This window comes from Psychrobacter raelei (assembly GCF_022631235.3).
Taxonomy (GTDB): domain Bacteria; phylum Pseudomonadota; class Gammaproteobacteria; order Pseudomonadales; family Moraxellaceae; genus Psychrobacter; species Psychrobacter raelei.
In genome coordinates, this window is sequence record NZ_CP093310.2 from 1,763,143 (window position 1) to 1,787,547 (window position 24,405).

The 24,405-nt window shown below is 43.4% G+C and carries 23 protein-coding genes and 1 other RNA gene; 6 read left to right on the forward strand and 18 right to left on the reverse strand.

The genetic code is table 11. The features are described from left to right. Positions 1–124 precede the first annotated feature (124 nt). Both MN210_RS07505 and MN210_RS07510 read right to left on the reverse strand, forming a co-directional pair. A complete protein-coding gene (locus tag MN210_RS07505; RefSeq protein ID WP_011960666.1) occupies positions 125–493 on the reverse strand; it encodes a hypothetical protein in 369 nt (122 codons plus the stop codon). A gap of 345 nt (positions 494–838) precedes the next feature. After that, positions 839–2,047 carry a phosphoglycerate kinase gene (locus tag MN210_RS07510; RefSeq protein WP_011960667.1) on the reverse strand — a complete coding sequence of 403 codons (1,209 nt, stop codon included), beginning with the start codon at positions 2,045–2,047 and terminating at the stop codon, positions 839–841. 270 nt (positions 2,048–2,317) lie between these two features. On the opposite strand from MN210_RS07510, the gene MN210_RS07515 reads away from it, so the two are divergent. Continuing rightward, entirely contained in the window at positions 2,318–2,647 is a 330-nt protein-coding gene (locus MN210_RS07515) for a TraR/DksA family transcriptional regulator (RefSeq protein WP_011960668.1), read from the forward strand. Positions 2,648–2,780: 133 nt separating this feature from the next. Here MN210_RS07515 and MN210_RS07520 read toward each other — a convergent pair whose 3' ends face one another. Continuing rightward, entirely contained in the window at positions 2,781–3,815 is a 1,035-nt protein-coding gene (locus MN210_RS07520; protein ID WP_110816654.1) for a serine hydrolase, read from the reverse strand. A 436-nt stretch (positions 3,816–4,251) separates the two neighbouring features. Here MN210_RS07520 and MN210_RS07525 point away from each other — a divergent pair, with 436 nt between their 5' ends. Then, entirely contained in the window at positions 4,252–4,887 is a 636-nt protein-coding gene (locus MN210_RS07525) for a response regulator (RefSeq protein ID WP_011960670.1), read from the forward strand. A gap of 118 nt (positions 4,888–5,005) precedes the next feature. Here MN210_RS07525 and MN210_RS07530 read toward each other — a convergent pair whose 3' ends face one another. Next, positions 5,006–6,532: a S41 family peptidase gene (locus tag MN210_RS07530; RefSeq protein ID WP_338411968.1), complete on the reverse strand. Its 1,527-nt coding sequence runs from the start codon at positions 6,530–6,532 to the stop codon at positions 5,006–5,008. A gap of 28 nt (positions 6,533–6,560) precedes the next feature. Continuing rightward, entirely contained in the window at positions 6,561–8,153 is a 1,593-nt protein-coding gene (gene gpmI / locus MN210_RS07535; RefSeq protein ID WP_338411969.1) for a 2,3-bisphosphoglycerate-independent phosphoglycerate mutase, read from the reverse strand. Positions 8,154–8,518: 365 nt separating this feature from the next. On the opposite strand from gpmI, the gene ssrS reads away from it, so the two are divergent. Then, positions 8,519–8,712, forward strand: a non-coding RNA gene (ssrS, locus tag MN210_RS07540) — 6S RNA. A 74-nt stretch (positions 8,713–8,786) separates the two neighbouring features. Here the strand turns inward: ssrS and MN210_RS07545 are convergent. After that, positions 8,787–9,395, reverse strand: coding sequence for an FxsA family protein (locus tag MN210_RS07545; RefSeq protein ID WP_011960673.1), 609 nt, complete (start codon positions 9,393–9,395; stop codon positions 8,787–8,789). A gap of 226 nt (positions 9,396–9,621) precedes the next feature. On the opposite strand from MN210_RS07545, the gene ruvC reads away from it, so the two are divergent. Beyond that, positions 9,622–10,206: a crossover junction endodeoxyribonuclease RuvC gene (gene ruvC / locus MN210_RS07550; protein WP_011960674.1), complete on the forward strand. Its 585-nt coding sequence runs from the start codon at positions 9,622–9,624 to the stop codon at positions 10,204–10,206. Between the two features lie 5 nt (positions 10,207–10,211). Here the strand turns inward: ruvC and MN210_RS07555 are convergent, their stop codons facing one another. The 6 genes from MN210_RS07555 to MN210_RS07580 all read right to left on the reverse strand — a co-directional run bounded on the left by MN210_RS07555 (position 10,212) and on the right by MN210_RS07580 (position 15,882). Continuing rightward, positions 10,212–11,045, reverse strand: coding sequence for an META domain-containing protein (locus MN210_RS07555; protein ID WP_241878073.1), 834 nt, complete (start codon positions 11,043–11,045; stop codon positions 10,212–10,214). Between the two features lie 35 nt (positions 11,046–11,080). Further along, a complete protein-coding gene (locus MN210_RS07560) occupies positions 11,081–11,710 on the reverse strand; it encodes a glutathione S-transferase family protein (RefSeq protein ID WP_110816657.1) in 630 nt (209 codons plus the stop codon). Between the two features lie 251 nt (positions 11,711–11,961). Beyond that, on the reverse strand, positions 11,962–12,603 hold the full coding sequence (locus MN210_RS07565; protein WP_338411970.1) for a peroxiredoxin: 642 nt from the start codon (positions 12,601–12,603) through the stop codon (positions 11,962–11,964). Positions 12,604–12,937: 334 nt separating this feature from the next. Further along, positions 12,938–13,633: a DUF2057 family protein gene (locus MN210_RS07570; RefSeq protein WP_041773329.1), complete on the reverse strand. Its 696-nt coding sequence runs from the start codon at positions 13,631–13,633 to the stop codon at positions 12,938–12,940. Positions 13,634–13,792: 159 nt separating this feature from the next. Then, positions 13,793–14,605 carry a DnaA regulatory inactivator Hda gene (gene hda / locus MN210_RS07575; protein WP_011960679.1) on the reverse strand — a complete coding sequence of 271 codons (813 nt, stop codon included), beginning with the start codon at positions 14,603–14,605 and terminating at the stop codon, positions 13,793–13,795. A 176-nt stretch (positions 14,606–14,781) separates the two neighbouring features. Then, complete coding sequence (locus tag MN210_RS07580; protein ID WP_338411971.1) at positions 14,782–15,882, reverse strand: AI-2E family transporter; 1,101 nt, start codon at positions 15,880–15,882, stop codon at positions 14,782–14,784. 368 nt (positions 15,883–16,250) lie between these two features. Between MN210_RS07580 and purM the strand changes: the two genes are divergently transcribed. Both purM and purN read left to right on the forward strand, forming a co-directional pair. After that, positions 16,251–17,342, forward strand: a complete 1,092-nt coding sequence (purM, locus tag MN210_RS07585) for a phosphoribosylformylglycinamidine cyclo-ligase (protein ID WP_110816660.1) — start codon at positions 16,251–16,253, stop codon at positions 17,340–17,342. 1 nt (position 17,343) lies between these two features. After that, positions 17,344–18,042 (forward strand): phosphoribosylglycinamide formyltransferase, encoded by a 699-nt coding sequence (gene purN, locus MN210_RS07590; RefSeq protein ID WP_110817340.1) that lies wholly within the window; start codon positions 17,344–17,346, stop codon positions 18,040–18,042. Positions 18,043–18,136: 94 nt separating this feature from the next. Here the strand turns inward: purN and MN210_RS07595 are convergent, their stop codons facing one another. The 6 genes from MN210_RS07595 to MN210_RS07620 all read right to left on the reverse strand — a co-directional run bounded on the left by MN210_RS07595 (position 18,137) and on the right by MN210_RS07620 (position 24,356). Continuing rightward, on the reverse strand, positions 18,137–18,790 hold the full coding sequence (locus MN210_RS07595; RefSeq protein WP_011960683.1) for a LysE family translocator: 654 nt from the start codon (positions 18,788–18,790) through the stop codon (positions 18,137–18,139). 99 nt (positions 18,791–18,889) lie between these two features. Further along, complete coding sequence (locus MN210_RS07600) at positions 18,890–19,624, reverse strand: ABC transporter ATP-binding protein (RefSeq protein WP_241878080.1); 735 nt, start codon at positions 19,622–19,624, stop codon at positions 18,890–18,892. Positions 19,625–19,672: 48 nt separating this feature from the next. Then, positions 19,673–20,629 (reverse strand): ABC transporter substrate-binding protein, encoded by a 957-nt coding sequence (locus MN210_RS07605; protein WP_011960685.1) that lies wholly within the window; start codon positions 20,627–20,629, stop codon positions 19,673–19,675. A gap of 138 nt (positions 20,630–20,767) precedes the next feature. Next, the gene (locus MN210_RS07610; protein ID WP_338411972.1) at positions 20,768–21,547 is read right to left on the reverse strand and encodes an ABC transporter permease; all 780 of its coding nucleotides are present in this window, start codon (positions 21,545–21,547) and stop codon (positions 20,768–20,770) included. Between the two features lie 237 nt (positions 21,548–21,784). Further along, complete coding sequence (locus tag MN210_RS07615; RefSeq protein WP_011960687.1) at positions 21,785–23,182, reverse strand: aldehyde dehydrogenase family protein; 1,398 nt, start codon at positions 23,180–23,182, stop codon at positions 21,785–21,787. Between the two features lie 184 nt (positions 23,183–23,366). Further along, complete coding sequence (locus MN210_RS07620; RefSeq protein WP_241878082.1) at positions 23,367–24,356, reverse strand: LysR family transcriptional regulator; 990 nt, start codon at positions 24,354–24,356, stop codon at positions 23,367–23,369. Between the last annotated feature and the right edge of the window lie 49 nt (positions 24,357–24,405).

Sequence of the window (24,405 nt, forward strand, 5' to 3'; positions counted from 1 at the left end):
ACAAAGTTAACCAAGCCTTGAGCCAAATTTGGACGCATAAAAAAAGCCCTGAGAATATCAGAGCTTTTTTTGACAGTTATTTTTTATGATTTAAAAGTCAACTCACTGATTAGTGGCTTACTTATTAGTACTGTTGATCTTCAGCAACGGCTTCAGCTACGTTTGGATCTGCTTGAAGGTCTACTTGATCAGTAGTTTTGTTAGCAATATTGTCTGCGCCTTCAGCAACAGCAGTGGCACCGTCAGCAACAGCAGTGGCAGTCGCTTCAGTGGCCGCGTTAGCACCTTCTGCTATCGCTTCACCTGCATTCACAGCAGCGCCTGTGGCTACTGCACCAGCAGTCTTAGCGTTGTCAACAGCATCATCGCCTGCGCTTTCAGCAGCAGTCTCAACAGCGCCAGCATCTGCAGCTTCTTCTGTCTTTTTGCTACAACCTGTGATTGTAAATGCGCCAGCTACTAAAGTTGCCACTAAAAGGTTACGGTATAACATGTGAACTCCTCACAAATGTGATATTAGATATTTTGCAGCATTCTAATGACAATGACCACAAAATACAAGTAGTAATTCGAAAACTTGAATTAAGATAAACTAAATTGGCTTAGGATTAGCAGAGCCATAACTTGAGCTTAATTCATTAATTATTCAGCATGGATTGGGCATTATAGTGACCAATCAAATATAAGGCAGCCCTAAAACCACCTTATCAATTATATGATATGCTGTCTACTGAAGTTTATTTCAAGCCCCAAATGCACGCCGTTATACCCTATTATTGTAAGCCTAAGCCTAGCCTTGATAATAGGGTATTAGAGGCTATTTAGGTAATTTGTAAACCTATTTACTGTGGTTGGCTTCTAGCGCAGCCACTGCTGGCAAGGTTTTGCCTTCAACAAATTCTAAAAATGCACCACCGCCGGTTGACATATAGCTCACACCATCTTCTACATTAAATTTATGGATGGCTGCTAATGTATCACCGCCACCTGCAATAGAAAATCCAGCACTGTCTTTAACCGCCTCTGACAACAAGCGAGTACCTTCACTAAACGCTTCTACTTCAAATACGCCCACAGGGCCATTCCACAAGATAGTAGCCGCATTTTTTACCGCTTCAAAAATATGCTCAGCACCTTCTGAGGCGATGTCTAAAATCATCTCATCTTCGCCCACTTGCTCAATACTTCTGTGAATAGGGGTTGCTGATTCTAACGAATTTAAGAAGTCATCAAAGTTAATTTGATTTTTGTCAGCCACTACAACATTTTTTGGCAATAAAATGTCAGTTTGCTGCATAATTTGTTTGGCGGTATCTATCATTTCAGCTTCATATAATGACGCACCTACTGAGTGACCTTGGGCAGCAATAAAGGTGTTGGCAATACCGCCGCCAACAATAATTTGATCACAGATTTTGGCAAGGCTGATAAGCACATCTAGTTTGGTAGAGACCTTCGAGCCACCAACGATGGCCACTAGCGGCTTTTTAGGTTTGTGCAAAGCTTTGTCTAACGCATCTAATTCAGCGGCCAATAATGGACCGGCACACACCACTTTACCTGCTTTAGCAGCGGCCTGAATCACACCTTCTGTAGACGCTTGTGCTCTATGCGCAGTACCAAAAGCGTCCATGACAAACACATCACACAGATCGGCATAATGCTGTGACAAAGAGTCACTGTTCTTCTTCTCGCCCACATTAAAGCGGACATTCTCTAATAACACCACGTCACCTGGTGCCACAGTCACCTCTTGCTCAGTATAGGTCTTATCCAAACGCACAGGTTGATTTAGATGCTCGCTTAAATAATCGGCGACTGGCTGCAATGAGTATTTTTCTTCATAGTCACCTTCAGTAGGACGGCCTAGATGCGAACAAACCAGTACAGCAGCCCCTTTTTCAAGCGCCAGTTTGATGGTTGGAAGACTAGATTGTAGACGGGCATCATTGGAGATTTTGCCATTTTGAACTGGCACGTTTAAATCTTCACGGATCAATACGGTTTTGCCTGATAAATCTTGGTTTTCCATTCTAGCGAAGTTCATGTCATTACCCTGTGTCAATATAAAGAAAAAGCTGTGCGCTTACACAGCTTTAAAAGATTAGGTTGATATAAATTTGTGGCAATTTTAGCATATTTTGTTATAAATTTTGGCCCAAGTTGCAGCAAAATCTATTGTCTGATTATTACAAGGCGTATGCTGCAATCTCAACGCTTGAAACAGGCGCTTTTAAAGACTTATTAGACAATAAGTGCTACTATAATAAGTATAAATAATAAATCATAAATCTACCCTAATTTAAGGAGAGCACCCATGAGTAGAGACTTTACTAAGGCAAAAGAGCGCTTATTAGAGCTGCAACAAGAATATCAAAACCGCATCGATAAGATTGAAGACCACATTCACAATCCGCAAGATGACTTAAACAGCCACTGGGATGACCAAGCCATCTCTATGCGTGAAAACGAAATGCGCAAAACCTTATTGGTAGAGGCTCAGCAAAGCTTAACTTACGTCAATAACGCCCTAAGCCGTATCGACAATGGCACTTATGGTGAATGTACGGTTTGTGGCGAAGATATCGAGGACAAAAGACTTGAGGCTGTGCCCTACGCTACGCTTTGTATGCAACACGCCTCTTAGGCTTACAGTTTCCATAATAAACCAAGTAATACAAAAAAAGATTGCCCTACTAAGTAGAGCAATCTTTTTTTGTAAAGCAGCCAGTGATCATCATCAACCACCGCGGCTAATTGGCTTTATAGATATCACTGTATTAAATAGTACGACGTGAGGCTAAGTTGGTTAAGATGGTTTCGGCATCATTCCAGCGGGTATTTGAGTTATCTGCCCCTAATATTACGATAATGGCCGGCTTGTTATTCACTCGAGTTTCCATCACCACACACTGACCCGCTTCATTAATAAAACCGGTCTTTGAGATACCAATAGGATAGGTGCCGCTACGTACTAACTTACTGGTGTTGTTAGCAGGGTACGTACGGTTACCCGCTGAGTAGTTGGCCACATAGAAGTCATAGTTTTTGGTGGTGGAGAAGCGGCGAATCACTTCATATTGACCAGCAGCTTGAACCATTTTCGCTAAGTCTACCGGAGAGGCAACGTTACGCTTGTCTAGTCCAGTGGGGTCACCAAAAAAAGCACTGGTCATGCCAAGTGAGCGTGCTTTGGCATTCATAGCACGCATAAACGCATCATAGCCACCTGGATAGTTACGTGCCAAAGATTTTGCTGCTGGGTTTTCTGATTTCATCAAGGCCATTAACAAAAGCTCAGCACGGTTCATGCGGTCGCCTGATTTTAAGCGTGAGCTGGCACGCTTAGGGCCCACAAAATCTTCTGGATCAAGTTTAATCTCTTCACGCATATCAAGGCCGGCATCTAACACCACCATAGCCGTCATGATTTTGGTGATAGAGGCGATGGGACGTGCCACATCGGCATTTTTTTGATAAAGAGGCTTGCCTGTTTCTACATCGAGCACGATAACACCGCGCGAGCCGGTCGAAATAGGCAGTGAATCGTAGTAGCTTGTGCTGTTGGTGGCAAAGTTATTGCTTGAGTAAGAAGGACTGGTGGTACTGTTGTATGAGGAGGTATTCGGGTTTGAGTACATGATATTGCGGGCTTCAGAGAGGCCGCCTGCGTTACCCCACTGAACTTGCGCATTGCCTGTCTTACCTGGCTCAACTATTGTCAGTGCAGCATTTGATGCTGAGCTTAAAGTACCCAGACCCAATGCGATGCAGACAAAGATAAAAGATTTGTTGAAAGATTTATTTATGCTCATAAGTCATCCCACTTGAGTCGTAAAATTATAGTGTAAAAGCTTTAGCTAGGTATTAACGCAGATTAGTATGAGGCGCCACTGGTTCAGCCAGCACCTTTAATAAAAATCAGTACAAAATGATACTCAACCTAACAAGATTGAACTTCTAATATCACAACCAGTACCACAAATTTTTATACAAAATTAGCCATATTATGTTTTAAACTTAACGATATTTACAAACTTGAATATCATTTCATAAATTTAAACACCATACTAATACTAAATATAGCCTGTGTGTTAATTATCTTAACATCATTGGTTAATGTCGTTAAGCACTAATTCCCAAGTTAGGCCTGGGATTAAGGTATGTTGTCAATTCAAAACATTCCTTTTACGCTACAGTAACATAAAAATACTGGTATCATAGCTTTATAAGTTTTTTTAGGATGTATATATGATTAAAGTTTTGGTGGTTGATGATCATGACCTCGTAAGAATGGGGATTAGTAGAATGCTCGCTGACGACCCCGAGATTGAAGTAATAGGTGAGGCTGATAGTGGCGAAGCTGCGATTAGAATGGTTAAAGCGCTATCCCCAGATGTGGTACTCTTAGATGTAAACATGCCTAATATTGGCGGTGTAGAAACCACAAAACGCTTGCGTCAATTTGATGAAAAGGTAAAAATATTAGCGGTCAGTAGTGTCTCCTCGCAGCCCTACCCTTCTATGTTATTAAAGGCGGGGGTTAATGGCTACATTACCAAAGGTACACCACTTGATGAGATGATTAAAGCCATTAAAAAAGTGTATCAAGGCAGCAAGTACTTTAGCAGTGATGTCGCTGAGCAGTTGGCCGATATGCTACTGACAGACAATGAAGAATCCCCTTTTGATAGATTAAGCGAGCGCGAAAAACAAGTGGCAATGATGGTAGTCAACTGTCAAAGCCCGCAGCAAATAGCCGATCAGCTTTTTGTGAGCGTAAAAACTGTTAACACTTATCGCTACCGAATTTTTGAAAAAGTCGGTGTCGACAGTGATGTAAAACTCACTCATTTAGCAATGCGTCATGGACTGATTACCCCTTAACGCTGCCATGTGGCTATTTTGGCTAAAAACCTATAAAAACCTCAATATAATCAAAAGCCGCTAATCTATTAGCGGCTTTTCTTATAATTTCTGGTGGTGATCTAAGCTAGTAAGCGGCTTAATAATCATTGGTGATGGAGATCCCATTTAATTTATCATCAAACTTAATACCAAGTGGTCTGTCTTGCGACAGCAATAAATTAACCGCTTGCTGCTGCCAGTCTTGACCATCATGAGGCAACACCACATCAGGTTTGACCCCAACACCATCGATAAGCTCACCTTTGGCACTGCGATACTCGGCCACAGTCAGCTTTAACGCCCCGCCGGCCTCTAAAGGCACCACCTCTTGTACCGTGCCCTTACCAAAGCTTTGCTCACCGACTATCTTAGCGCGTTTATTGCTTTTAAAGCTGCTTGCCAATACTTCAGCTGCAGACGCAGAATAGCGATTTTGCAATACCACCACCGGCAGGTCCGCCAAATAAGGGGTACCATTAGACTTAATCAATTGACTGTGATTGGTTCTATTGCGTACCTGAATCAGCCCAGCGTCGCTCATAAATAAGCTCACAATGTCAATGGCTGATGACAGTACGCCACCTGGATTATTACGCACATCAAGTACAACGCCTGTTATCGGTACACCCGTCTGCTTTAAGGCTTTAATCAACTGATCTTTTGAGCCATTTTGAAACACAGGCAGGCGAATAACGGCAATACTGTCTTGCACGGTGACCCCAAGCTCATTGTCTGAGGCCAAATTGCGCTGCAATAACATATTGCGTCTTGGCCCCTGCTGTCCGGACACCGTTATCTGCACTTGCGAGCCGGCAATGCCTGATAGCAGCTGCTGAATGTCTTGTTCACTCATATCTGAGGTAAGATCTGCGTTTTTTATGCGTAAAAGCTTATCGCCGATAGCAATACCAGCTTCTTTGGCAGACGACTGCGCCTCAACTTTAGTGATTACCCAGTTTTTTATGGCCGCATCGTATTTAACTGACAATCCCACCTGACCAATTTCACCATCCGTAAAGCTGCGCAAATGCTCATAGTTCTCAGGCGTGAGGTACTCCGCATGCTTATCAAGTCGCTCTAGCATGCCGCTGATGGCTTGTTGAAATAAGGTTTCGTCATTCACCGGACGCACATAATCGTGGCGGATAACATCGATAACTTCTACAAAGGTTTGAATAACTTGTGGCGAAATGGCATTTAAAGGCACATGCTCTACCCCCAAGCGATGTTGCTCGTTGTCATCCATTTCTTCATCAAATTCGACGTCATCAAGTACGGGCTGCGCATCGATATCATCATCACTGACACCATCACTGATGTCCTCTGGATGGGCGACGGCATCTATGTCATCGCACTCTTGCCCACAAAGCGCTTGAGTTTGCTGTGCGCTTTGAGCCAAATTACCTAATTTAACCGCCGCTTCTGTACCTGATTTGGCAGGCGTTGATAATGATGAGCGGTTACTTGATGTGGCAATATCATTGCCAGAGCCTACATCGACAGTAGCACAGCCGCTCAAAGCCAGTGCTGTGGCCAACACTGAGCTATAAATTACAGCTTTTATCGCTAATACACCCTGATGTAGGGTCCGGGCTCGACACTCAGAAGGCTCAACGCTCATCATATACTCTACGGTTGGTTAAAATAAAAGCTTATTTGGCTTCTAACAAGTTAATACCAGTCATTTCAGTCGGCACGCTTAGCCCCATTAGACCTAAAAGGGTTGGCGCAATGTCACTCAATTTGCCGCCTTCACGTACGCTTACCTTTTTGTCACCCACATAGATTAAAGGCACATGCTCGGTGGTATGCTGGGTGTGTACCTGCCCGCTTTCATAATCTTGCATCTGTTCACAGTTGCCATGATCGGCTGTAATGAGTAGATGTCCCCCCGCCTTAATGGTCGCTTCGGCTACTTCGCCTACAGCCACATCGAGCGCTTCGACGGCTTTAACTGCTGCCTCAAAATTACCCGTATGGCCGACCATATCGCCATTGGCATAGTTAACCACTAGCACATCATATTTACCCGATTCGATGGCTTCTACTAAGTTTTTGGTCACTTCAGGCGCGCTCATTTCAGGTTTTAAGTCATAGGTTTCTACATCAGGTGATGGGATCAAAATACGCGACTCACCGGTGTACTCATCTTCTCGGCCGCCACTAAAGAAGAAAGTGACGTGTGCAAACTTCTCAGTTTCTGCAATTCTAAGCTGAGTTTTATTGTTATCTTGTAGATACTCACCCAAGGTATTGTGTAGCGTAGTGGGCGCATAAGCCACAGAAGTCTTAGGATTGGCGGCCAGCTCATCAGAGTAATGCGTCATCATCACAAATGCTGATAAGTTCGGCTGTTTTTGTCGCGCAAAGCCTGCAAACTCATGATCAGGTAATACAAAGGCCTGTGTCAGCTCACGTGCTCTATCAGCACGGAAGTTCATAAAGATAACCGCATCATTATCATCGATAGTTATTGGTGTCTCGCCATGCTCAATCACATTGGTAGGGCTAACAAACTCGTCCGTTTCTCTTGATTTGTAAGCGGCCTGTACCGCACCATCAGCCCGTGTCGCCATACGCTCAGACAAACCCAGCGTTAATAAGTCATAAGCCTTTTGTACTCTATCCCAGCGATTATCACGATCCATGGCAAAGTAGCGGCCGATGATACTGGCAATTTGTACATTGCTTTCATAATACCCGTTTAAATTGGCTAAGAATTCTTTTAGGCGCTTGATGTATTTATCAGCAGATTTTGGTGGTGTATCACGGCCATCTAAGAAGCAGTGTACATACACCCCTTTTGCGCCGTGAACCACAGCGGCATGACACATGGCTTCAATATGATCTTGATGCGCATGCACACCGCCATCTGACAATAGACCCATGATATGTACATTGCCGCCAGCGTCTGTCGCCGCTTTTACCGCATCTACTAAAGCGGGGTTTTTATAGAAGTCACGGTTTTTGATATCGCGCGAAATTCGAGTAGAATCTTGGTATAGCACACGGCCAGCACCCAGATTCATATGACCCACTTCCGAGTTACCAAATTGACCCTCTGGTAGGCCAACATCTTCACCTGAGCCTGAGACTAATCCATGCGGATAAGCTTTATTGATACGGTCTAAGTTTGGTGTATTGGCAGCAGCGACTGCATTGTCCTGCTCATCCTCACGATACCCAAAGCCATCTAAAATCATCAGAACGTGTGGAATTTTTTTATTGTTATCTGCTGCTACCATTTAGTTTTTCTCCAGTTATATTACAGTTATTTTTAAATAACTATTGGCAAGGACTATCGGCAGGTTATATCTAACCTGATCCTGCCAGTCTATAAAATTGACAAAATTTTGATCAAACTTGAACGCCCATATTCTACCACATAAGCGGCATTAACTATAATGCAAGATTGTGAACGCTTATTATTTAAAGGCTTGAGGCTCACTTATGATCATTTAGCTTAAGCTAGGTGCTGCTAAAATTTTTTATGAGATTTTTTATAAATTTTGGGTTAACTTTAAGGTTAATTGTCTTTAAGCTATTACCTTTGTTAACAAAGTTACCCCCGTTTTTATTTGCAACTCGTATCTTTTTTGGTTAGAATCTTTAGACTCTGAAGTGTTCGCCAGTGGATGTTATTCCCTGAGCCGATAATGCACTAAATGGATGTGCTATCTATTGTCTTATTGTGTATGCCTGCACTGCTTGCAGTGACTCAGGAAACCTTAAGAGGCAATGACGCATCCGCCCTGAACTTCACGGTTCATGGGTCCCCATCTTACAGCGGCACTTCGGTCCTCATTAAAAAAAGCCCTTTATGCTCAGTGCATAAAGGGCTTTTTCGTGACTAGAGGTGGATGACTTAGCCAACAATTCTAGTCATCATTGGCAGGCTTGTTTAGCTTTTTAACATCTTTTATCACAGGCTTAGCTGAGCCATCGACTGTGGTATTTCTTTTGTAGACATTACCAAAAGGATTGGCGCCTTTAGGACCTGATTGACCACCGAAAGGGTTTGGACCGCCAAATGGATTGCCACCAGCACCGCCCATACCGCCAAATGGATTTTGTCCACCCATTTGTTTGGCCATCATTTCCATCATTTTTTGTTGGTTATTCATCACATAGTTATTGGCCATGTCTTTTAGTTTCTTCTGGACTGGTGGTAGTATCACCAATAATGCCAATAAGTCAGATAACAACCCAGGTATCAGCAATAAAATACCGCCGACAGCCATGGCTACCGTCTTAATAATGGTGTTCTCTGGTGGACGCATTGCAGGGTTCATCATGCCACCTGCCTTCATTTGCTGCGCCATAGGATTAAGGGTCGTCATACCTCGACGAATTAGGCTTATGCCAATCACAGCAGCGATGATAAACCAGATAAACACCCACCAGCCGCTAATGAACTGGGCAACCAGATACCACAGTAGCATTTCAATGATAAACCATACGATGGCTAAGCCAACTAACTGACCCATAATGTGTCGTCCTTTTTAAGTTGCTAATAATCTAAGTAATAAAAATTTTAAATGGCGAAAACAATCAAAATATAAATTTTGTATAGTGGTTAAGTATATGGGGATGGCTTGCTATACTATCAAATATGAAGCTTGTTTTGTTGCGCTTTAGCACAAAAAATCTCAAATAAAGTCAACAAGATGAGCGAAGAATAATTTTTATTTTTTGAGGATTAAAAATAATAATATGGCTATAATCATAGGTATTGACCCCGGCTCAAGAATGACCGGATATGGCATTATCCATCAAAAAGGCGATACCCTACGCTATCTTGATGCAGGCACCATTCGCACCGATACTAAGGAGATGCCAGAGCGCTTAAAGCGAATATTCCAAGGCCTGACCCGCATCACTCAGTACCATTTAAAATACTCAGATGAGCCCATCCACGCCGCAGTTGAACAGGTATTTATGGCCGAAAACCCCGACTCTGCCCTAAAACTTGGCCAAGCACGTGGCGCCGCTATTGCCGCCTTGGTCGCCTTGGATTTGGAGGTATCAGAATACACCGCACGTCAGATTAAGCAGTCGGTATGTGGCTATGGCGCCGCTGATAAGGTACAAGTACAGGAGATGGTGTGCCGTATACTAAAACTTGATGTGACCCCTCAACAAGATGCAGCAGATGGTCTTGCTTGTGCGATTTGTCATGCTCACTCAAGCCACTCTATGAATAAGCTACTGATGAACAGTACACTACGTGGCCGCGGCACCTCTAAGAAGAAGGGCCGCTGGCGTTTAACTGAAGAGGATTTAGCAAGCTTGAAATAAAACATTTAAGGCGTATCAGCAATGGCGCTCTCCACCACGGCATCTAACACATAAACAAACTGTTTGCCCTTAACATCGACAGGATCCACCACAAAGCGCTTGAGACGCAGCACTGTGTTTACGGTGCTGTCATGGGTATAGCCCTCGATATCACCCACAAATAGCGACCATGGCCCCTCCCCGGTCTTGATACCTTTATCATCGTAGATAACTGGACGTACTTTTAAGCAAGTTTTGGTGCTGCCATCAGGACAGGGCGGCTTATGGTGATCCACACGCCAAAATACAATATCAGGGTGTTGTTTATAGCGCGCTTCTGCCGTTTGAGCACCTTGCCATACTAAGCTGTGGCCATTGGCTGTGGTCTGAGTCAATAATGGCGCAGCATCTTTTTTATAACTCAACTGACTGCTACCCTGCATGAGCTGTGCCAGTAACCGCTCAGCATCATTAATCTTGGGCTCACACATCATCTCAGTGCTTGCAACCGTTGTGACCACCAGCACATTGCTATTGAGCGAGTAGCTGCCGCCCATGCGGTTACAACCAACGCCAAAACTAACCCAGCTATCGCCTGGTGACTGACCAAAGTCCAAGGCGACCTGTTGTTTAATATCATCAAGCACAGTAACAGGATAACCGCTGCCATCTTTCACACTAATTAGCTGCCAATGATAATAAGACAGATCGGTGTGCTTGAGGGTAGCGACTGCTGTGGTATCTGGCATCACAACTGCTGTGTCCTTGCTATCTTGACCAGAAAGAAGCGTGCCTTGACAGCTGGTTAAAAGTAACGTACTGCTCAGTAACCCCAAGCTTAGCGCTGGTGTTTTTAACATAGTCTATCCCTTGGATATCGCGACCCTTGAACCAATTATTTTTTTAGCCCAAAGCGCTCATTCATATTTTTGTAAAAACGGGCAATGCCATCACCATGAGCGGTGGGATCGAACTTTAACAATCGGCCAAAGTCTAATCCTATATATAACACAATATCTGCATAACTTAGCTGGTTGCCCACCAGATAATCATGCTCGGTTAAGATATTGTCAAAATAAGGCAAGCTTTTTTCTGCGCGCGCAATAGACTTAGCAGCGAACTCAGGAACTTGATCGACTCGATGTGCTTTTGAGGGATGACTGTGCTGAAAAGCCAACATGAAGTTATATAGCACTTCAAATTCAGCAGCTCGGCGAATTGAACATACTTGCGCCCGCTGCACCACGTCATTACCCATCACTGAACGCTCACCGTATACCCTATCCATATACTCACAAATGGCCTGCGAATCATTTAGCACAGTGCCATCTTCTAGTACCAGTACCGGTAGCAGTTTAAGCGGGTTTATCTTGGCAAACTCTTCAGTCAGATGCTCGCCTTTGGCCATATCAATATCAATTACTTCGATATCATCAATGTCATCGATATCAATGCCTTTGGCTTGTAATAAAAGTACCACTTTGCGTGGATTTGGCGCTTTACGGGTTAAATATAATTTTTTCATCTCAAACTCCTTTTGAGTGGGGTTACTGCTTAGCTAAGGTGACTAAATCTTTGTTAATCATACCAAATTATAGCCAAAACACCATCACCATATTTATTATGCTGCTGGATTTATTTACTAAAAATTCGGCTAAAAAAAAGCCCCCACGGCTTAACGTCATGAGGGCTACAAAACTTGTTACATACTTGTACCGACGTTTAAGTGCTTCTATTCACGCTCAGAGGCTCTTTTTAGCACCATAGACGAACTGCTTATTTGTTTGGCTGTGGCGTCGTACGTAAGTAAGGCTTAATTTCAATAAAGCCTTTTGGATAGTCTTTTTCTGAGATATCTTGGGTTCTAATGCTTGGTGGGATGATAACGTCATCGCCATCTTTCCAGTCTACAGGCGTGGCCACATTATACGCATCGGTTAACTGTAGCGCGTCAATGGCACGTAAAATCTCATCAAAGTTACGGCCCACACTGGCAGGATAAGTTAATACAAGACGTACTTTCTTTTTGGGATCAATAATAAACACACTACGTACTGTGTGAGTGGTTGCTGCATTTGGATGAATCATGTCGTATAGCTCAGCAACTTTTTTATCTTCATCGCCAATAATTGGGAAGTTCAATGCGGTGCCTTGAGTCTCACCGATGTCACTGGCCCACGCTTTATGATCTTCTACATTGTCTACAGAGATACAGATAGGCTTAACACCACGCTTTTGAAACTCACCATTTAACGCAGCAGCACGGCCTAATTCAGTGGTGCATACTGGCGTAAAGTCAGCAGGATGGGAGAAGAAAACCACCCAGTTATCACCTGCCCAATCATAAAAGTTAATATCACCATCAGTAGTGGGTGCATTGAAATTTGGTGCATCATCGCCTAGACGTAAATGTGCCATAATCTAAATCCTTATTTATTGTTGGTTGGTTTGCTTCTGCGCCGCAGCGGGCTGTGCCACTGGACTACTGTGTTTATAGTAGCAAAACAAACCCGCTAAGACTATGCTAGATTGTAAAGCCAATATCGATATCCCATAATTGCAATAAGCCGCTTCTGCTAATCTTTAGTCTTGACCTCCTCCCCTCGCTGAACCGAGGAGATTGCGACAGCTAGACGATAAAAAAACCCGCCAGCGCACTGACGGGTAATCTTACTCCGTAATCAAACCAATTTTTAGCTGTTTATTAAGCCAAGCTCTTCATGCTCAATACCGCCTCTACTTAGTGATTTGATTATTTTTCAATCCACTGACGGATTTTTTCACGCTCACTTGGTGTCGCTTGTAACCACAGCTGCATAAAGTTATCTAGCGTATCAGTATTTTGCTGACTGCTGCTAACGGGCGTGCTTATAGGCGCGATAGCTGCCGAGTTTGAACTGGCTTGAGTGGTAGATGAGCTGTTAACAGCAGCAATGGCTTTTTGGTTTTCAACCTGCGCTGAATCACCACCACCAAAAATACTGCTTAAACCTGAAAACAGTCCATTTTGTTGTACTTGAGCTTTCGACTCAGCCAAGACAGTTGAGCCTTTCATAACCGCTAATGTAGGCGCTTTAGCGTATTTTTTGGCCTCTTCATATTCTTCTGGCTGACCTGGCATGGCCAAACGATAGGTCTGATTGTCTTGCAAATCAGCGGTTACTGTTATATTAGCCGAGCGTAAGTAATCATGATCATCACCGCGCAAGTTATCATACAGACGTTCGTATTTAGCAGTAATGACATGCTTACCTGGCTGCAACACAAAGGTCTGCTGTAGTGGCTGAAATATGCTCGTATTGTACTGCTGACCGTTTAATACGGCTACCTTAATATTATCGTCCACTTTTAAAGTCACATCAGCATGAGCCAATGTCATTGACCCTATACCTAAAGCAGCCAGTGCAACTAGCGGTTTAACAAAAGCATTACTTCGACAGTCATTCATAAAAAGGCCTTAAAGTTTATAATTTAATAATAGAGGCAATAAGAGAGTCAAGACGGATACAGGGCAATGTTACGCCTTGGCTTTAATGGATGATTTTAACGGCAGCTTAGCCATTATGAAAGCTTTTATTGTACTAAGCTGTCAATAACCAGTCTAGGCTTAAAAATTAAAAGTCATATTGTCGCGGTAAGCGCTGTTTTCTTCAGACTTAGATAAAAAGTCTTCTTGTGCTTCTTGATGAATATCCTCAAGCTCAGCCATTAAGGTATGCTCATCAATCATAGTAATCGCTTGGCTAATCACAGATTTTGAGACATAAGCACGGTTTAGATTAGAAAATAGCGGTTGAATTACGTTGAGCACATCGAGCATACCACCGATACGGTGTGGTCCCTCTTCTAATAAATGCTCTGTAATACGTGAATCAAACTGCCAGCCCCGCCTGCGCATAATTGACTCAAGCATGGCCTTCCTATCTGCTATATCGTGACCTTCAGGCACTCTAAAGGCCGGAGACTGAATGAGACGGGTCAATAAATCAGGCAACTCAAAAGGCAGCTCGGTCGCGGGGGTTTTGGCCGCAAAAATAAGCTGACCACGTCCCTCTCGACTACGATTAATCAAGTGAAAGATGGCCTCTTGCCACTCACGGCTGTCTTTAATTGCCTCCAAATCATCAATGGCAACCAAATCAAAGCTCTCTAACGAAGCTAATACCGCCACATCAGTATGTAGCAGCTCTTTTAAAGACAGACAGATTGCCGACTTATCCATCTCCATATAAGACTCACAAATGGCCGACAATAAATGGGTTTTACCAGTAGCAGCACTGCCAAAGATATACATCTGCCCGATCAAACCCACATGCATCTGACGCACAGCATCTATTAAAGTCGACCAACCCGGGCCAGCAAAATCACTTAGGCTAGCATCTTTCCTTACTTCTAGATTTAAACTTAATTGATTTGTCATCAGGCTAGTATCTCGGCTCGATATCACTTTATAACGCTTATTTATACCACAATTTTCTTAACAATAATATGGCATTAGTTGCCAATAAGCCAGTGAAGCGTAACAAACCGCTGATACACACAGCGGCTTGGGATAAAAAACAGCTTGTTAAGTGAGCTTGAGTGCTCTAAATGGACTTATTTAAACAGCTTATACTGTTTACGACCTTTGTAAAAATCAGTCTGTTTATACGCCTCATAACCATGATGGAATAACACATTTAAGATGGCAGAGACTGGCAATGCAATCAGCATACCCACAAAGCCCATTAAACTTGCACCTGCCAATACCGCAAAAATCACCCAAAGCGGTGACAGGCCAATTTTATCACCTAACAGCAGCGGCTGTAATACATAACCCTCTACCGCTTGCCCCACCATAAAGGCGCCCGCAATTAGGCCAAGATGCACCCAATCCATCCCAAACTGGAATAAGCCGGCGATGATAGCGGCGATAAAGCCAAGCCCAAAACCTAAATAAGGCACAAAGCTTGCGATACCAGCCACCATACCGATAATCAGACCCAAATCCAGTCCTATCAGCTGCAGCTGTACAGCATAGACCACACCCAGCAAAATCATAACCAGTAGTTGACCCTTAATAAAGGCCATTAACGCATTATCACAATCATGCACGATTTCAATAATTTTAGGGGCACTGGCTTTTGGTAAGGCTTTTTTCCAAGTCTGTAAGCGCTGATTCCAGTTAAATAAGAAATAAAAGGTCAAAATAGGCACTAAGACCACCAAACCGGTGCTATTAATCACTGCCAGACTTGAATTTAACACCTGCATAAAAAAGGACTGCGCATCCGCCACATTATAGTTCTTATTTAGGTAATCAAGCGCCGTCTCAGAGACAATATGACTCTCTAACGGCGGCAAATGAAATTGACTGTTGTTATTCACCCACACTCGAATATCACTGTTATACCACTCCACAACACGTGGTAAATACTCCCAAGCAGACTGAAGCTGTTCCCACAAAGTCGGCAGCAACCACCATAACAACGCACCAAGACCCATAATAATCGCTGTATACACGAAAATAATCGCCAGCCAGCGTGGCATAAAGCGCGCCATACGTGTCACGACAGGGTTAAACAAATAAGCAAGAATAAACGCACATAAAAACGGCACAATTACCGGAATGAGCAAATACAATAACCCCAAACCAATAACCATTGCCACGACTATAAATAATCGCCTAAAAAACGGATCTACTCTTGCAACCTGCATAATTTTTCTTCTCTTAATCAAGGGGCAGCCTAGGGATAACCAACTGGTTAACGCATAACACGTGCAAAAGTATAATCACCCCCTACCTGCCGCAACTATTCACGATAAACTTGACTCTATGGCCCAGATACAATGTTAAATTAACTGTATATTAATCTTAAAGCGAGTAATGATTAACTAGATTTTGGTCATTTTTTGTTTTTAATCACAATTAGGGGCTGTTAAATTTTGCCAGCCTTGCGTTTTTGCGTATAATGCCACCAGGTAATTGGTATTTGTCAAAATGCGCTGAGCAGATTGGTTAAACTGGTTATCCTACCTTCATATTTTTTTATTCATACATTCGCTTATTAAGGTCTGCTGCTACCATGAGCCATCCAAATTCTAATGCATCTGCTAACTCATCCACTCAAGATAAGCCCACTTCACTGAGCTACAAAGACGCTGGTGTAGATATTGATGCAGGTGATGCCCTTGTACAACGCATTAAATCTGTTGCCAAGTCAACCACTCGCCCAGAAGTTGTCGGCGGTTTGGGTGGTTTTGGCGCACTGTGCCGTATCCCTACAGGCTATAAGTCACCTTTATTGGTGTCAGGCACAGATGGTGTGGGCACCAAGCTTAAGCTTGCCCTGCAATTAAATCGTCATGACACCATAGGTATCGACTTGGTGGCCATGTGTGTTAATGACCTATTGGTATGCGGTGCTGAGCCTTTATTCTTCTTAGACTACTATGCCACAGGTAAGCTTGACGTGGACACTGCCGCGTCTGTGGTAGGCGGTATTGGTGAAGGCTGCAAACAGTCAAACTGTGCACTCATCGGTGGCGAGACGGCTGAAATGCCAGGCATGTATCAAGACGAAGATTACGACTTGGCCGGTTTTTGTGTTGGCGTGGTAGAAGAGTCTGAGGTAATCACAGGAGATAACGTAGCAGCGGGCGATGTGATGATTGGTATTGCTTCAAGCGGTGCGCACTCAAATGGCTACTCACTCATTCGTAAAGTCATTGAAGTCAGCGGTGTGGATATCGAAAACACCGATGAGACTTTAGACGGTAAGCCACTGGCTGACGCTCTGATGGCACCTACCAAAATCTATGTAAAATCTATCCAAGCACTACAAAAAGCACTGGGTAATAGTAAACTACATGCGATGTCACATATCACTGGTGGCGGCTTTACAGAGAACTTGCCTCGCGTACTGCCAGAGGCATTAGCCGCAAAAATCGATACTCAAAGCTGGCAGATGCCTGAGCTATTTAACTGGCTACAACAACATGGCAATATCGAGCAATCTGAGATGTACCGCACCTTTAACTGCGGCGTAGGCTTCGTGGTCGTCGTACCTGCAGATGTGGCCAATCAAGCCGTTGATATTTTAAATGACGCTGGCGAGAAAGCCTTTATCTTTGGTGACATCATCGAGCGTACAGATGACGCTGTGGTTTACGCCTAATATGTCGGTATCTACTGTATCTACCAACCCCTTAAAAGTCGCCGTCTTAGTCTCAGGCAGTGGCAGCAATCTGCAAGTCCTGATTGATGCCATGCAGGCCGGTAGTTTGCCCATCGAGATTGTCGGTGTCATTAGTAATGTCAAAGACGCTTATGCGGTGACCCGTGCACAGCAAGCGGGGATCGCCACAGCGGTATTCTCACACATTACTGAAGGTGAGAATGCCGGCAAGCGCATGGGTATTAAAACTTTTGAGCGTCATGCCAGCGCCCAGCTTAACGATTGGCAACCAGACTTAGTGGTACTGGCAGGCTTTATGCGTGTGTTAAGCGATGACTTCATTAGTAGCTCGCCTGCTCCTATGATTAATCTACACCCCTCTTTACTACCTAAGTATAAGGGTTTAGATACCCATCAGCGGGTCTTACAATCAAGCGATGTCCATCATGGATGCAGCGTTCATGTGGTAACGGCTGAATTGGATGCGGGTCAAGTATTGACTCAAGCCATGCTGGCTGTGGATCACAGTGAGTCAGCTCAAGCGCTACAAGCCCGCGTACAAAAGCTTGAGCATCAAGTCTTGCCTTGGACCATATTACTGATTGCCCATGGGGTGTTAGACATTAAGGCCATCAATGAGCAAACAGCAGCAACCGCTTATTTGCCTGAACTGCCCTTAAAGCTTTGGCTAGACAGCTAACTTGCCGCTTCAATATAACAACAAAGCCCAAATCTATAGATTTGGGCTTTGTTATGTCTGCCTATATAAAACTTGTTATGTTAAAGCAGTGCGTTTAAAGTTTGGCACCCATCAGTCGGATACCCAAACCAATAAAAACCACCCCACTTATCTTATTGAGTACGGTTTCGATACGGGGGTTTTGGCGCAACTGCTCACTAAATCTTGCGGCCAACAGTGCTAAGCTGATACACCAAGCTAAACTTGTGGCAGCAAAGCTTAGCCCCAATAGTGAAAAAGACAACATAGCAGACCCATAGTTGGCATCGATAAACTGCGGAAAAAAAGCCAAAAAGAACAGCGCCACCTTGGGATTAAACACATTGGTGAGCACGCCCTGCTTGTAGATTTGCCAACCATTGACACTGTCCCTACTTCGGCTAGGTATATCCTCTGCTAACTGCTCAGCGACTTGTGCACGCTTTTTGGGCCATAATAATCGGATACCCAGATAACACAAGTATAAAGCACCGATATATTTGACCATATTAAATGCCATTGGGTGGCGTGACAGCAGCACAGACAGTCCCAAAGCTGCCAATAAGGTATGTACCAAGATACCTGAGGTAATACCCAAGGCTGAAAAGACGCCGGCCTTAGACCCCTGTGAAATACTGCGCATGATGATGTATAAACTGTCCGCACCTGGCGTCAAGTTAAGCAGTAAGCCTGCCGCCAAAAACCCCCAATAATTCTCAATCCCAAACATTATTACATCCTTTTAGCTTAGTATGACAAAGTACGGGCTCATCCGTGAGCCTAGAGCATGAGCTCAAGCAGTGTTTACCTTGAAGTCATGCGCCAAAACTTAGAGGGTTTGAATGGCCGTTAAAATCTGCTTTTTTAACATCAAATACTCTTGGCTGTCCAAAAACCCGTCATGCTTAGGAATAGCAAATTGCTCGGTTAACTGAGCCGGCGTGCCTTTTAACACATACAGATGATCAGACAAATAGATCGCCTCATCAATATCATGGGTAATGATGAGACAGGTTAACGCTAAGCGTTTTTGTAGCTGACTAAACCAGTGATACATCTCATCTTTGGTCACAAAATCTAAGGCTGAGAATGGCTCATCGAGTAGCATAATTGGGTTATCACTTAAATAAGTGCGCAAGAGTGCTGCACGCTGACGCTGACCACCCGATAAGGTCTGTGGATACTGATCTCCCAAACCTTCTAAGCCAAAACGTGCCAACTGCGGTGTCACAATCTGCTTTATCTTGTCTTTGCTATAGCCCCTCAAGGTCAAAGGCAAAGCAATGTTATCAAACACCGTCTTAAACGGCAGCAGCAAATCTTTTTGTAGCATATAGCCGACTGTACCCGCCTGCCCTGTGGTATCCACCCCATTAATAAACACCTTGCCCAAGCTTGGGGTCAATAGGCCAGCTGCGATGTTAAACAAAGTGGTCTTACCCACACCGCTGGCACCGACAATACTCACCACATCATTCTTAGCCACTGACATCGTTAAATTGTCAAAAATGGGCTTATCGCCAAAGCTGTGGCTAATACCTTCTAATACCAAGACTTTATCCATAATACGTCACTCACAGCAGCTTAAGCGCTAAGCCATACAAACCCAAAGTTATAAATAGTCGTTACTGACACCTGCCTGTGGTGGCAGAGGCTTATCAATAAGGCCTTGTTTATACACCCAGTCATAGAACCTATCCCAGCGATCATAATCAAACTTACCCCAGTCGCCCTCGTCGTCTAGATACTGTTTTGAGATGTATTTTTGACTGGCAAGCGCAAGCTCTTTATTAGTCTCAGGCGCATATTTTATTAAGATATTGGCGCTCTCTTCTGGGTTTTTAGCCGCATAAATATAGCCTTTTTTCATGGCCGCTAGCGTCTTTTTAACCAGTTGTGGATTGCTGTTAAGTAGCTTATTATTGGTAATTACCACAGGCGCATAATAATCAAAGATAGGCTCATAATCTCTTAAGAAGAAAAAGTTAGTGTCCACACCTTTTAACTTGGCATGAACCCCATCCCAGCCATAATAAGCCAAGATATAGTCAAACTGATTCATACGAAGTGCCACAGTGGCATCGGTTGCTTCACCAGGAATTTTTACCAAATCGTTACCCACAATATGCGACACGGTGGCATCATCAATCGGGTCTTCCCAAGTAGAATAGCGTTTACCATTTAAGTCCTTTGGAGACTTGGCACCCAACGACTTCAAAGACAATAAACCTGCTGGGTTATGCTGTAGTATTGCCGCTACTGCGGTAATGGGTACACCTTTTTCCAAACGACTGACCATATTGGGCTGAAAATAAATCCCAAAATCGGCTCTGTCATTGGCCACCAAAGTTGAAGCACTGTCTTCGCTCGGCTGTACAATTTGGACCTCAAGACCTTGTTCTTTAAAATACCCCTTGTCTTGTGCCACATACAGACCCGTATGGTTGGTATTGGGCACCCAGTCTAATGAGATAACCACTTGAGTTAGCGCATCTGTTGTGTCTGAAGCTGCCTTTGTAGATGTCTCTTTTGGCTGGCAGGCCATTAAACTTAGCGCCATAATTGCCATTAACATCAGCCCTATCACTGAGTAACTTCGACTTTGCTTATAACCGTTTATGCTTAAAATAGACACTATAAATCCTCTTTAAGTAGCTTTACCAGTAAGCTTTGAATTGTTTTTAAAAGTCATTTTTATTAAAAAACATTATAAAAAATTGTGTCTTAGAACCCGTCTTTCTAACCATTTAACCAGTGCAATCAATAAAATGGTTAGAAAACTAATCAAAAAAATAACCGCAAACATGCTATCTAAATCATACGACTTACGCACTCGGGTCATATAAACACCCAGCCCATGATAGCCACCCAGCCATTCTGCAATCACCGCTGAGATGAGGGCATAAGATAACGCCACTTTTAGGCCGGTAAAAAAAGAGCCCATGGCAGAAGGAATTTTTAAATGACGATATAGCTGATACGTTGACGCTTGCATCGATTTAAACAAATTTAAGTGCTCACGGCTCACCGATTGATAGCCGTCAATTAAAGCAATGGTTATGGGAAAAAATACCGCTAAAATGACCAACACCACTTTAGGGGTAATGCCGTAGCCAAGCCAAATAATAAGCAAAGGCGCAATGGCAATAGTGGGAATGGTCTGATTGAGCAAAATCACCGGATAGACCAAATCCCTGATGGTTTTTGATAAATCCATGCAGATAGAGAGTACAAAACTTACAATCAGACCAATGGTGGTACCAATAATGGCTGTGGCCAATGTATATTTAGCATGTTCCATCAACAACCCAAAGTCCTCAATAAAGGCTTGAACAATTTGTAAGGGTGAGGGCAACAGATAATCTGGAATAACCTCAAACTGTACGCACAGTTGCCACACCAACAATATCAAAATCACTAACACGTGGCTTTTGATAAGAGTCAATGCTTGCTTGCCCACTAGTAATATTCTTTGGTTGAGTGTCATTATCTGGGTTCTCAAGAAAAACTTGCTTAAAATCAAGGCAAAAAAAATGGCATGTCATTGCGATTAGAATTCTAGCAAAATAATTGCTGTAAGATGCATTAATAATTCATAGTATCAGACTAAGCCATTGGCTTTTAAGTTTAAATATAAAAATACTTAATCCATAAAAAAGTCCTTGGTAATACAGTTACCAAGGACCTGATGACACATTAAGAATAAAAGACGGTCTATTTAGACTTAAGCGGGAGCTTTGCCCACCACATGTAACGCTTTGATATTAACAAACTCTTTCATACCAAAGCCGCCGTGCTCACGACCAAAGCCTGAATCTTTCACGCCGCCAAAAGGCAGACCTGGATGTACTAGGCTATAACCATTGATATAGACCATACCTGTATCAAAATATTGGCTGGCCAGACGGATGGCTTTATCTTCATCTTTTGAGAATACACCGCCACCTAGACCATAACGGCTGTCGTTGGCAATACGAAAAGCATCTTTTTCATCTTTGGCACGAATTAACGAGGCCACAGGACCAAATAATTCATCTTTATAAGCAGGCTGATCTTCAGAGATATTCTCCAAAATTACCAGCGGATGATAAGCACCTTCTTTGGGTAGACTCTCATCGAGCTCGCTGCTATAAGCCACTTTTGCACCCTTATCGATACTCTCTTGCATCTGCTTTTGCAGTGTGTCACGCTGACTTGAGCTTGACATTGGACCGACATCCGTAGAATCCTGCATAGGATCGCCTACGCTATAACCCTTAAACTTCTCAATCAATAGCTCACGGAACTTATCATACACAGCATCCACTACCACGAAGCGCTTAGCTGCCACACAGGTCTCACCATTGTTATACAGTCTTGCATAAGCACAGGTGGTGGCTGCTAAATCTAAATCTGCATCATCTAAGACGATAAACGCATCGTTTGAGCCGAGCTCCATCACTGTTTTCTTAAGCACTTTTGCAGCTTGCTGAGCCACGACAGCACCTGCTTTGTCACTACCGGTCAGGGTGACACCACGAACTTTTTTATTTTCAATAATTTTGCCAGATTGATCATGGCTAATTAACAAGGTTCTAAATAAGTCTTTAGGCAAATCAGATTCATGCATAATTTTTTCAATAAGCAATCCAGAACCTGTGACATTCGAAGCATGTTTTAATAAAATGCTATTACCTGCCATTAAATTTGCAATGGTATAGCGGAACACTTGATAAGCAGGATAGTTCCAAGGCTGGATACCATAGATGATACCAATGGGCTGATAAGTAACGATACCTTTTTTGAGTCCTTCAAGCTCACGCTCATCATCCGCCAGTGCCGCTACGCCTTGGGCAGATGTAAAGTCACAAATACTCTTACACAGATCAATTTCTTGTAAGCTGTGCTTATAGGTCTTACCTCGCTCCTGTGTCATTAACTTTGCCAGCTCTTCTTTATACTCGTTGAGCTTTTCACCAATAGAGTTGATGACCTTAGCGCGCTCTTGTGTAGACACTTCTCGCCATTTCAAAAAAGCTTCGTGTGACGCATCAATAATGTCATTAACTTGCGACTCATTCATATAGTCATATGAGGTAATCTCTTCGCCTGTGGCTGGGTTTATAGTTGTAATATCTGACATGTTATTTATCCTTTTTATATTTATGCGATTGTCATTATCAGCTGATGTGCTTTTCGCTCGTCGATTGCTTCTCGCTTACCGACTGCATTGAATAGCATAACAGGGTCAATGACTTACAGCATTATGAGGATGTTAATAACTGTGTGGGATATGTTAATCAAACTAACCGAAACATAAACCTAATTTAGAACAAATGACTAATCATCGGAATATCATCTTCTTTGGCCTCTTCATCGGCCACTACTTGACGCGCCACATGCATAATAAGTTGGCGTAACCAGCGATGCGCAGGATGATGCTGCAATAAAGGTGACCAGGCCATCGTTAGTTCAAATTCAGGTATAAAAAAGGGCGGCTCTTTTAATACGATACTGTCATTGGTGGCTTGCATACGTGCAACACGAGTTGGCAAAGTGGCAATCAAGTCTTTATTGGCAGCGAGCATGGCTGGCATCTGATAATGACGGGTAAAGACACTGATTTGGCGCTTTTGACCTAAGCGCTGCAAGGCTTGGTCAATAGAGCCTAGACCACCTGACTTATCGGGGTTAACCCCAAAGCCCACCCCCATACCTGTTTTGGATACCCAGACGTGCTGTGCTTTTAGATAGTTTTTTAGATTAAAACGCTGGGCATAAGGACTGTCAGCTGATAATAAGCAACTGAAGGTATCACGCCAAACCAGTACCTGATGGAAGCTTTGCGGTATCTCATTAAAACGGTTGATCGCCAGATCCACACGGCCTTGCTCCATATCACGATAAGAGACATCAGAGGGCGTCAAAAAGTCCAAAATCACATTGGGCGCCTCTGAGCGCAGCGCTTTTACCAGACGAGGGACCAAAGTCGCCTCAGCATAATCTGAGGTCATAATCCGAAACACACGAGAGGTACTATAGGGTCGAAACTCTGTACGCGGCTCAAGAAGCTGGGTCAATTCAGCCAAGATTTCACGCACTCTGGGCTGTAATTCTAAGGCTCGTTCAGTCGGTGTCATTCCCTCAGAGGAGCGTACCAACAGTGGATCATTAAACAGCTTGCGCAAGCGGCGTAGGATATTACTCATGGCAGGCTGCGTGATGCCCAGTTGTTCAGCGGCGCGAGTCACATTCTTTTCACGCAATAACACATCTAAATTTACCAATAAATTTAAATCGACTCTTTGTAGGTTCATAACACTCTCTGTAATTGGTATGGTTTTGGCTTTTGGGTTGCCGATTTTT

Bases quoted from the DNA above. Each gene is read 5' to 3' on its own strand.
- MN210_RS07580 (WP_338411971.1), bottom strand. From the start codon at position 15,882: ATGCAGGTTGCAAGAGTAGATCCGTTTTTTAGGCGATTATTTATAGTC.
- MN210_RS07555 (WP_241878073.1), bottom strand. From the start codon at position 11,045: ATGTTAAAAACACCAGCGCTAAGCTTGGGGTTACTGAGCAGTACGTTA.
- MN210_RS07610 (WP_338411972.1), bottom strand. From the start codon at position 21,547: ATGACACTCAACCAAAGAATATTACTAGTGGGCAAGCAAGCATTGACT.
- purN (WP_110817340.1), top strand. From the start codon at position 17,344: ATGTCGGTATCTACTGTATCTACCAACCCCTTAAAAGTCGCCGTCTTA.
- MN210_RS07515 (WP_011960668.1), top strand. From the start codon at position 2,318: ATGAGTAGAGACTTTACTAAGGCAAAAGAGCGCTTATTAGAGCTGCAA.
- MN210_RS07570 (WP_041773329.1), bottom strand. From the start codon at position 13,633: ATGAATGACTGTCGAAGTAATGCTTTTGTTAAACCGCTAGTTGCACTG.
- purM (WP_110816660.1), top strand. From the start codon at position 16,251: ATGAGCCATCCAAATTCTAATGCATCTGCTAACTCATCCACTCAAGAT.
- MN210_RS07595 (WP_011960683.1), bottom strand. From the start codon at position 18,790: ATGTTTGGGATTGAGAATTATTGGGGGTTTTTGGCGGCAGGCTTACTG.
- MN210_RS07600 (WP_241878080.1), bottom strand. From the start codon at position 19,624: ATGGATAAAGTCTTGGTATTAGAAGGTATTAGCCACAGCTTTGGCGAT.
- MN210_RS07525 (WP_011960670.1), top strand. From the start codon at position 4,252: ATGATTAAAGTTTTGGTGGTTGATGATCATGACCTCGTAAGAATGGGG.
- MN210_RS07520 (WP_110816654.1), bottom strand. From the start codon at position 3,815: ATGAGCATAAATAAATCTTTCAACAAATCTTTTATCTTTGTCTGCATC.
- MN210_RS07505 (WP_011960666.1), bottom strand. From the start codon at position 493: ATGTTATACCGTAACCTTTTAGTGGCAACTTTAGTAGCTGGCGCATTT.
- MN210_RS07560 (WP_110816657.1), bottom strand. From the start codon at position 11,710: ATGAAAAAATTATATTTAACCCGTAAAGCGCCAAATCCACGCAAAGTG.
- MN210_RS07510 (WP_011960667.1), bottom strand. From the start codon at position 2,047: ATGAACTTCGCTAGAATGGAAAACCAAGATTTATCAGGCAAAACCGTA.
- MN210_RS07565 (WP_338411970.1), bottom strand. From the start codon at position 12,603: ATGGCACATTTACGTCTAGGCGATGATGCACCAAATTTCAATGCACCC.
- MN210_RS07530 (WP_338411968.1), bottom strand. From the start codon at position 6,532: ATGATGAGCGTTGAGCCTTCTGAGTGTCGAGCCCGGACCCTACATCAG.
- MN210_RS07605 (WP_011960685.1), bottom strand. From the start codon at position 20,629: ATGGCAATTATGGCGCTAAGTTTAATGGCCTGCCAGCCAAAAGAGACA.
- ruvC (WP_011960674.1), top strand. From the start codon at position 9,622: ATGGCTATAATCATAGGTATTGACCCCGGCTCAAGAATGACCGGATAT.
- gpmI (WP_338411969.1), bottom strand. From the start codon at position 8,153: ATGGTAGCAGCAGATAACAATAAAAAAATTCCACACGTTCTGATGATT.
- hda (WP_011960679.1), bottom strand. From the start codon at position 14,605: ATGACAAATCAATTAAGTTTAAATCTAGAAGTAAGGAAAGATGCTAGC.
- MN210_RS07615 (WP_011960687.1), bottom strand. From the start codon at position 23,182: ATGTCAGATATTACAACTATAAACCCAGCCACAGGCGAAGAGATTACC.
- MN210_RS07620 (WP_241878082.1), bottom strand. From the start codon at position 24,356: ATGAACCTACAAAGAGTCGATTTAAATTTATTGGTAAATTTAGATGTG.
- MN210_RS07545 (WP_011960673.1), bottom strand. From the start codon at position 9,395: ATGGGTCAGTTAGTTGGCTTAGCCATCGTATGGTTTATCATTGAAATG.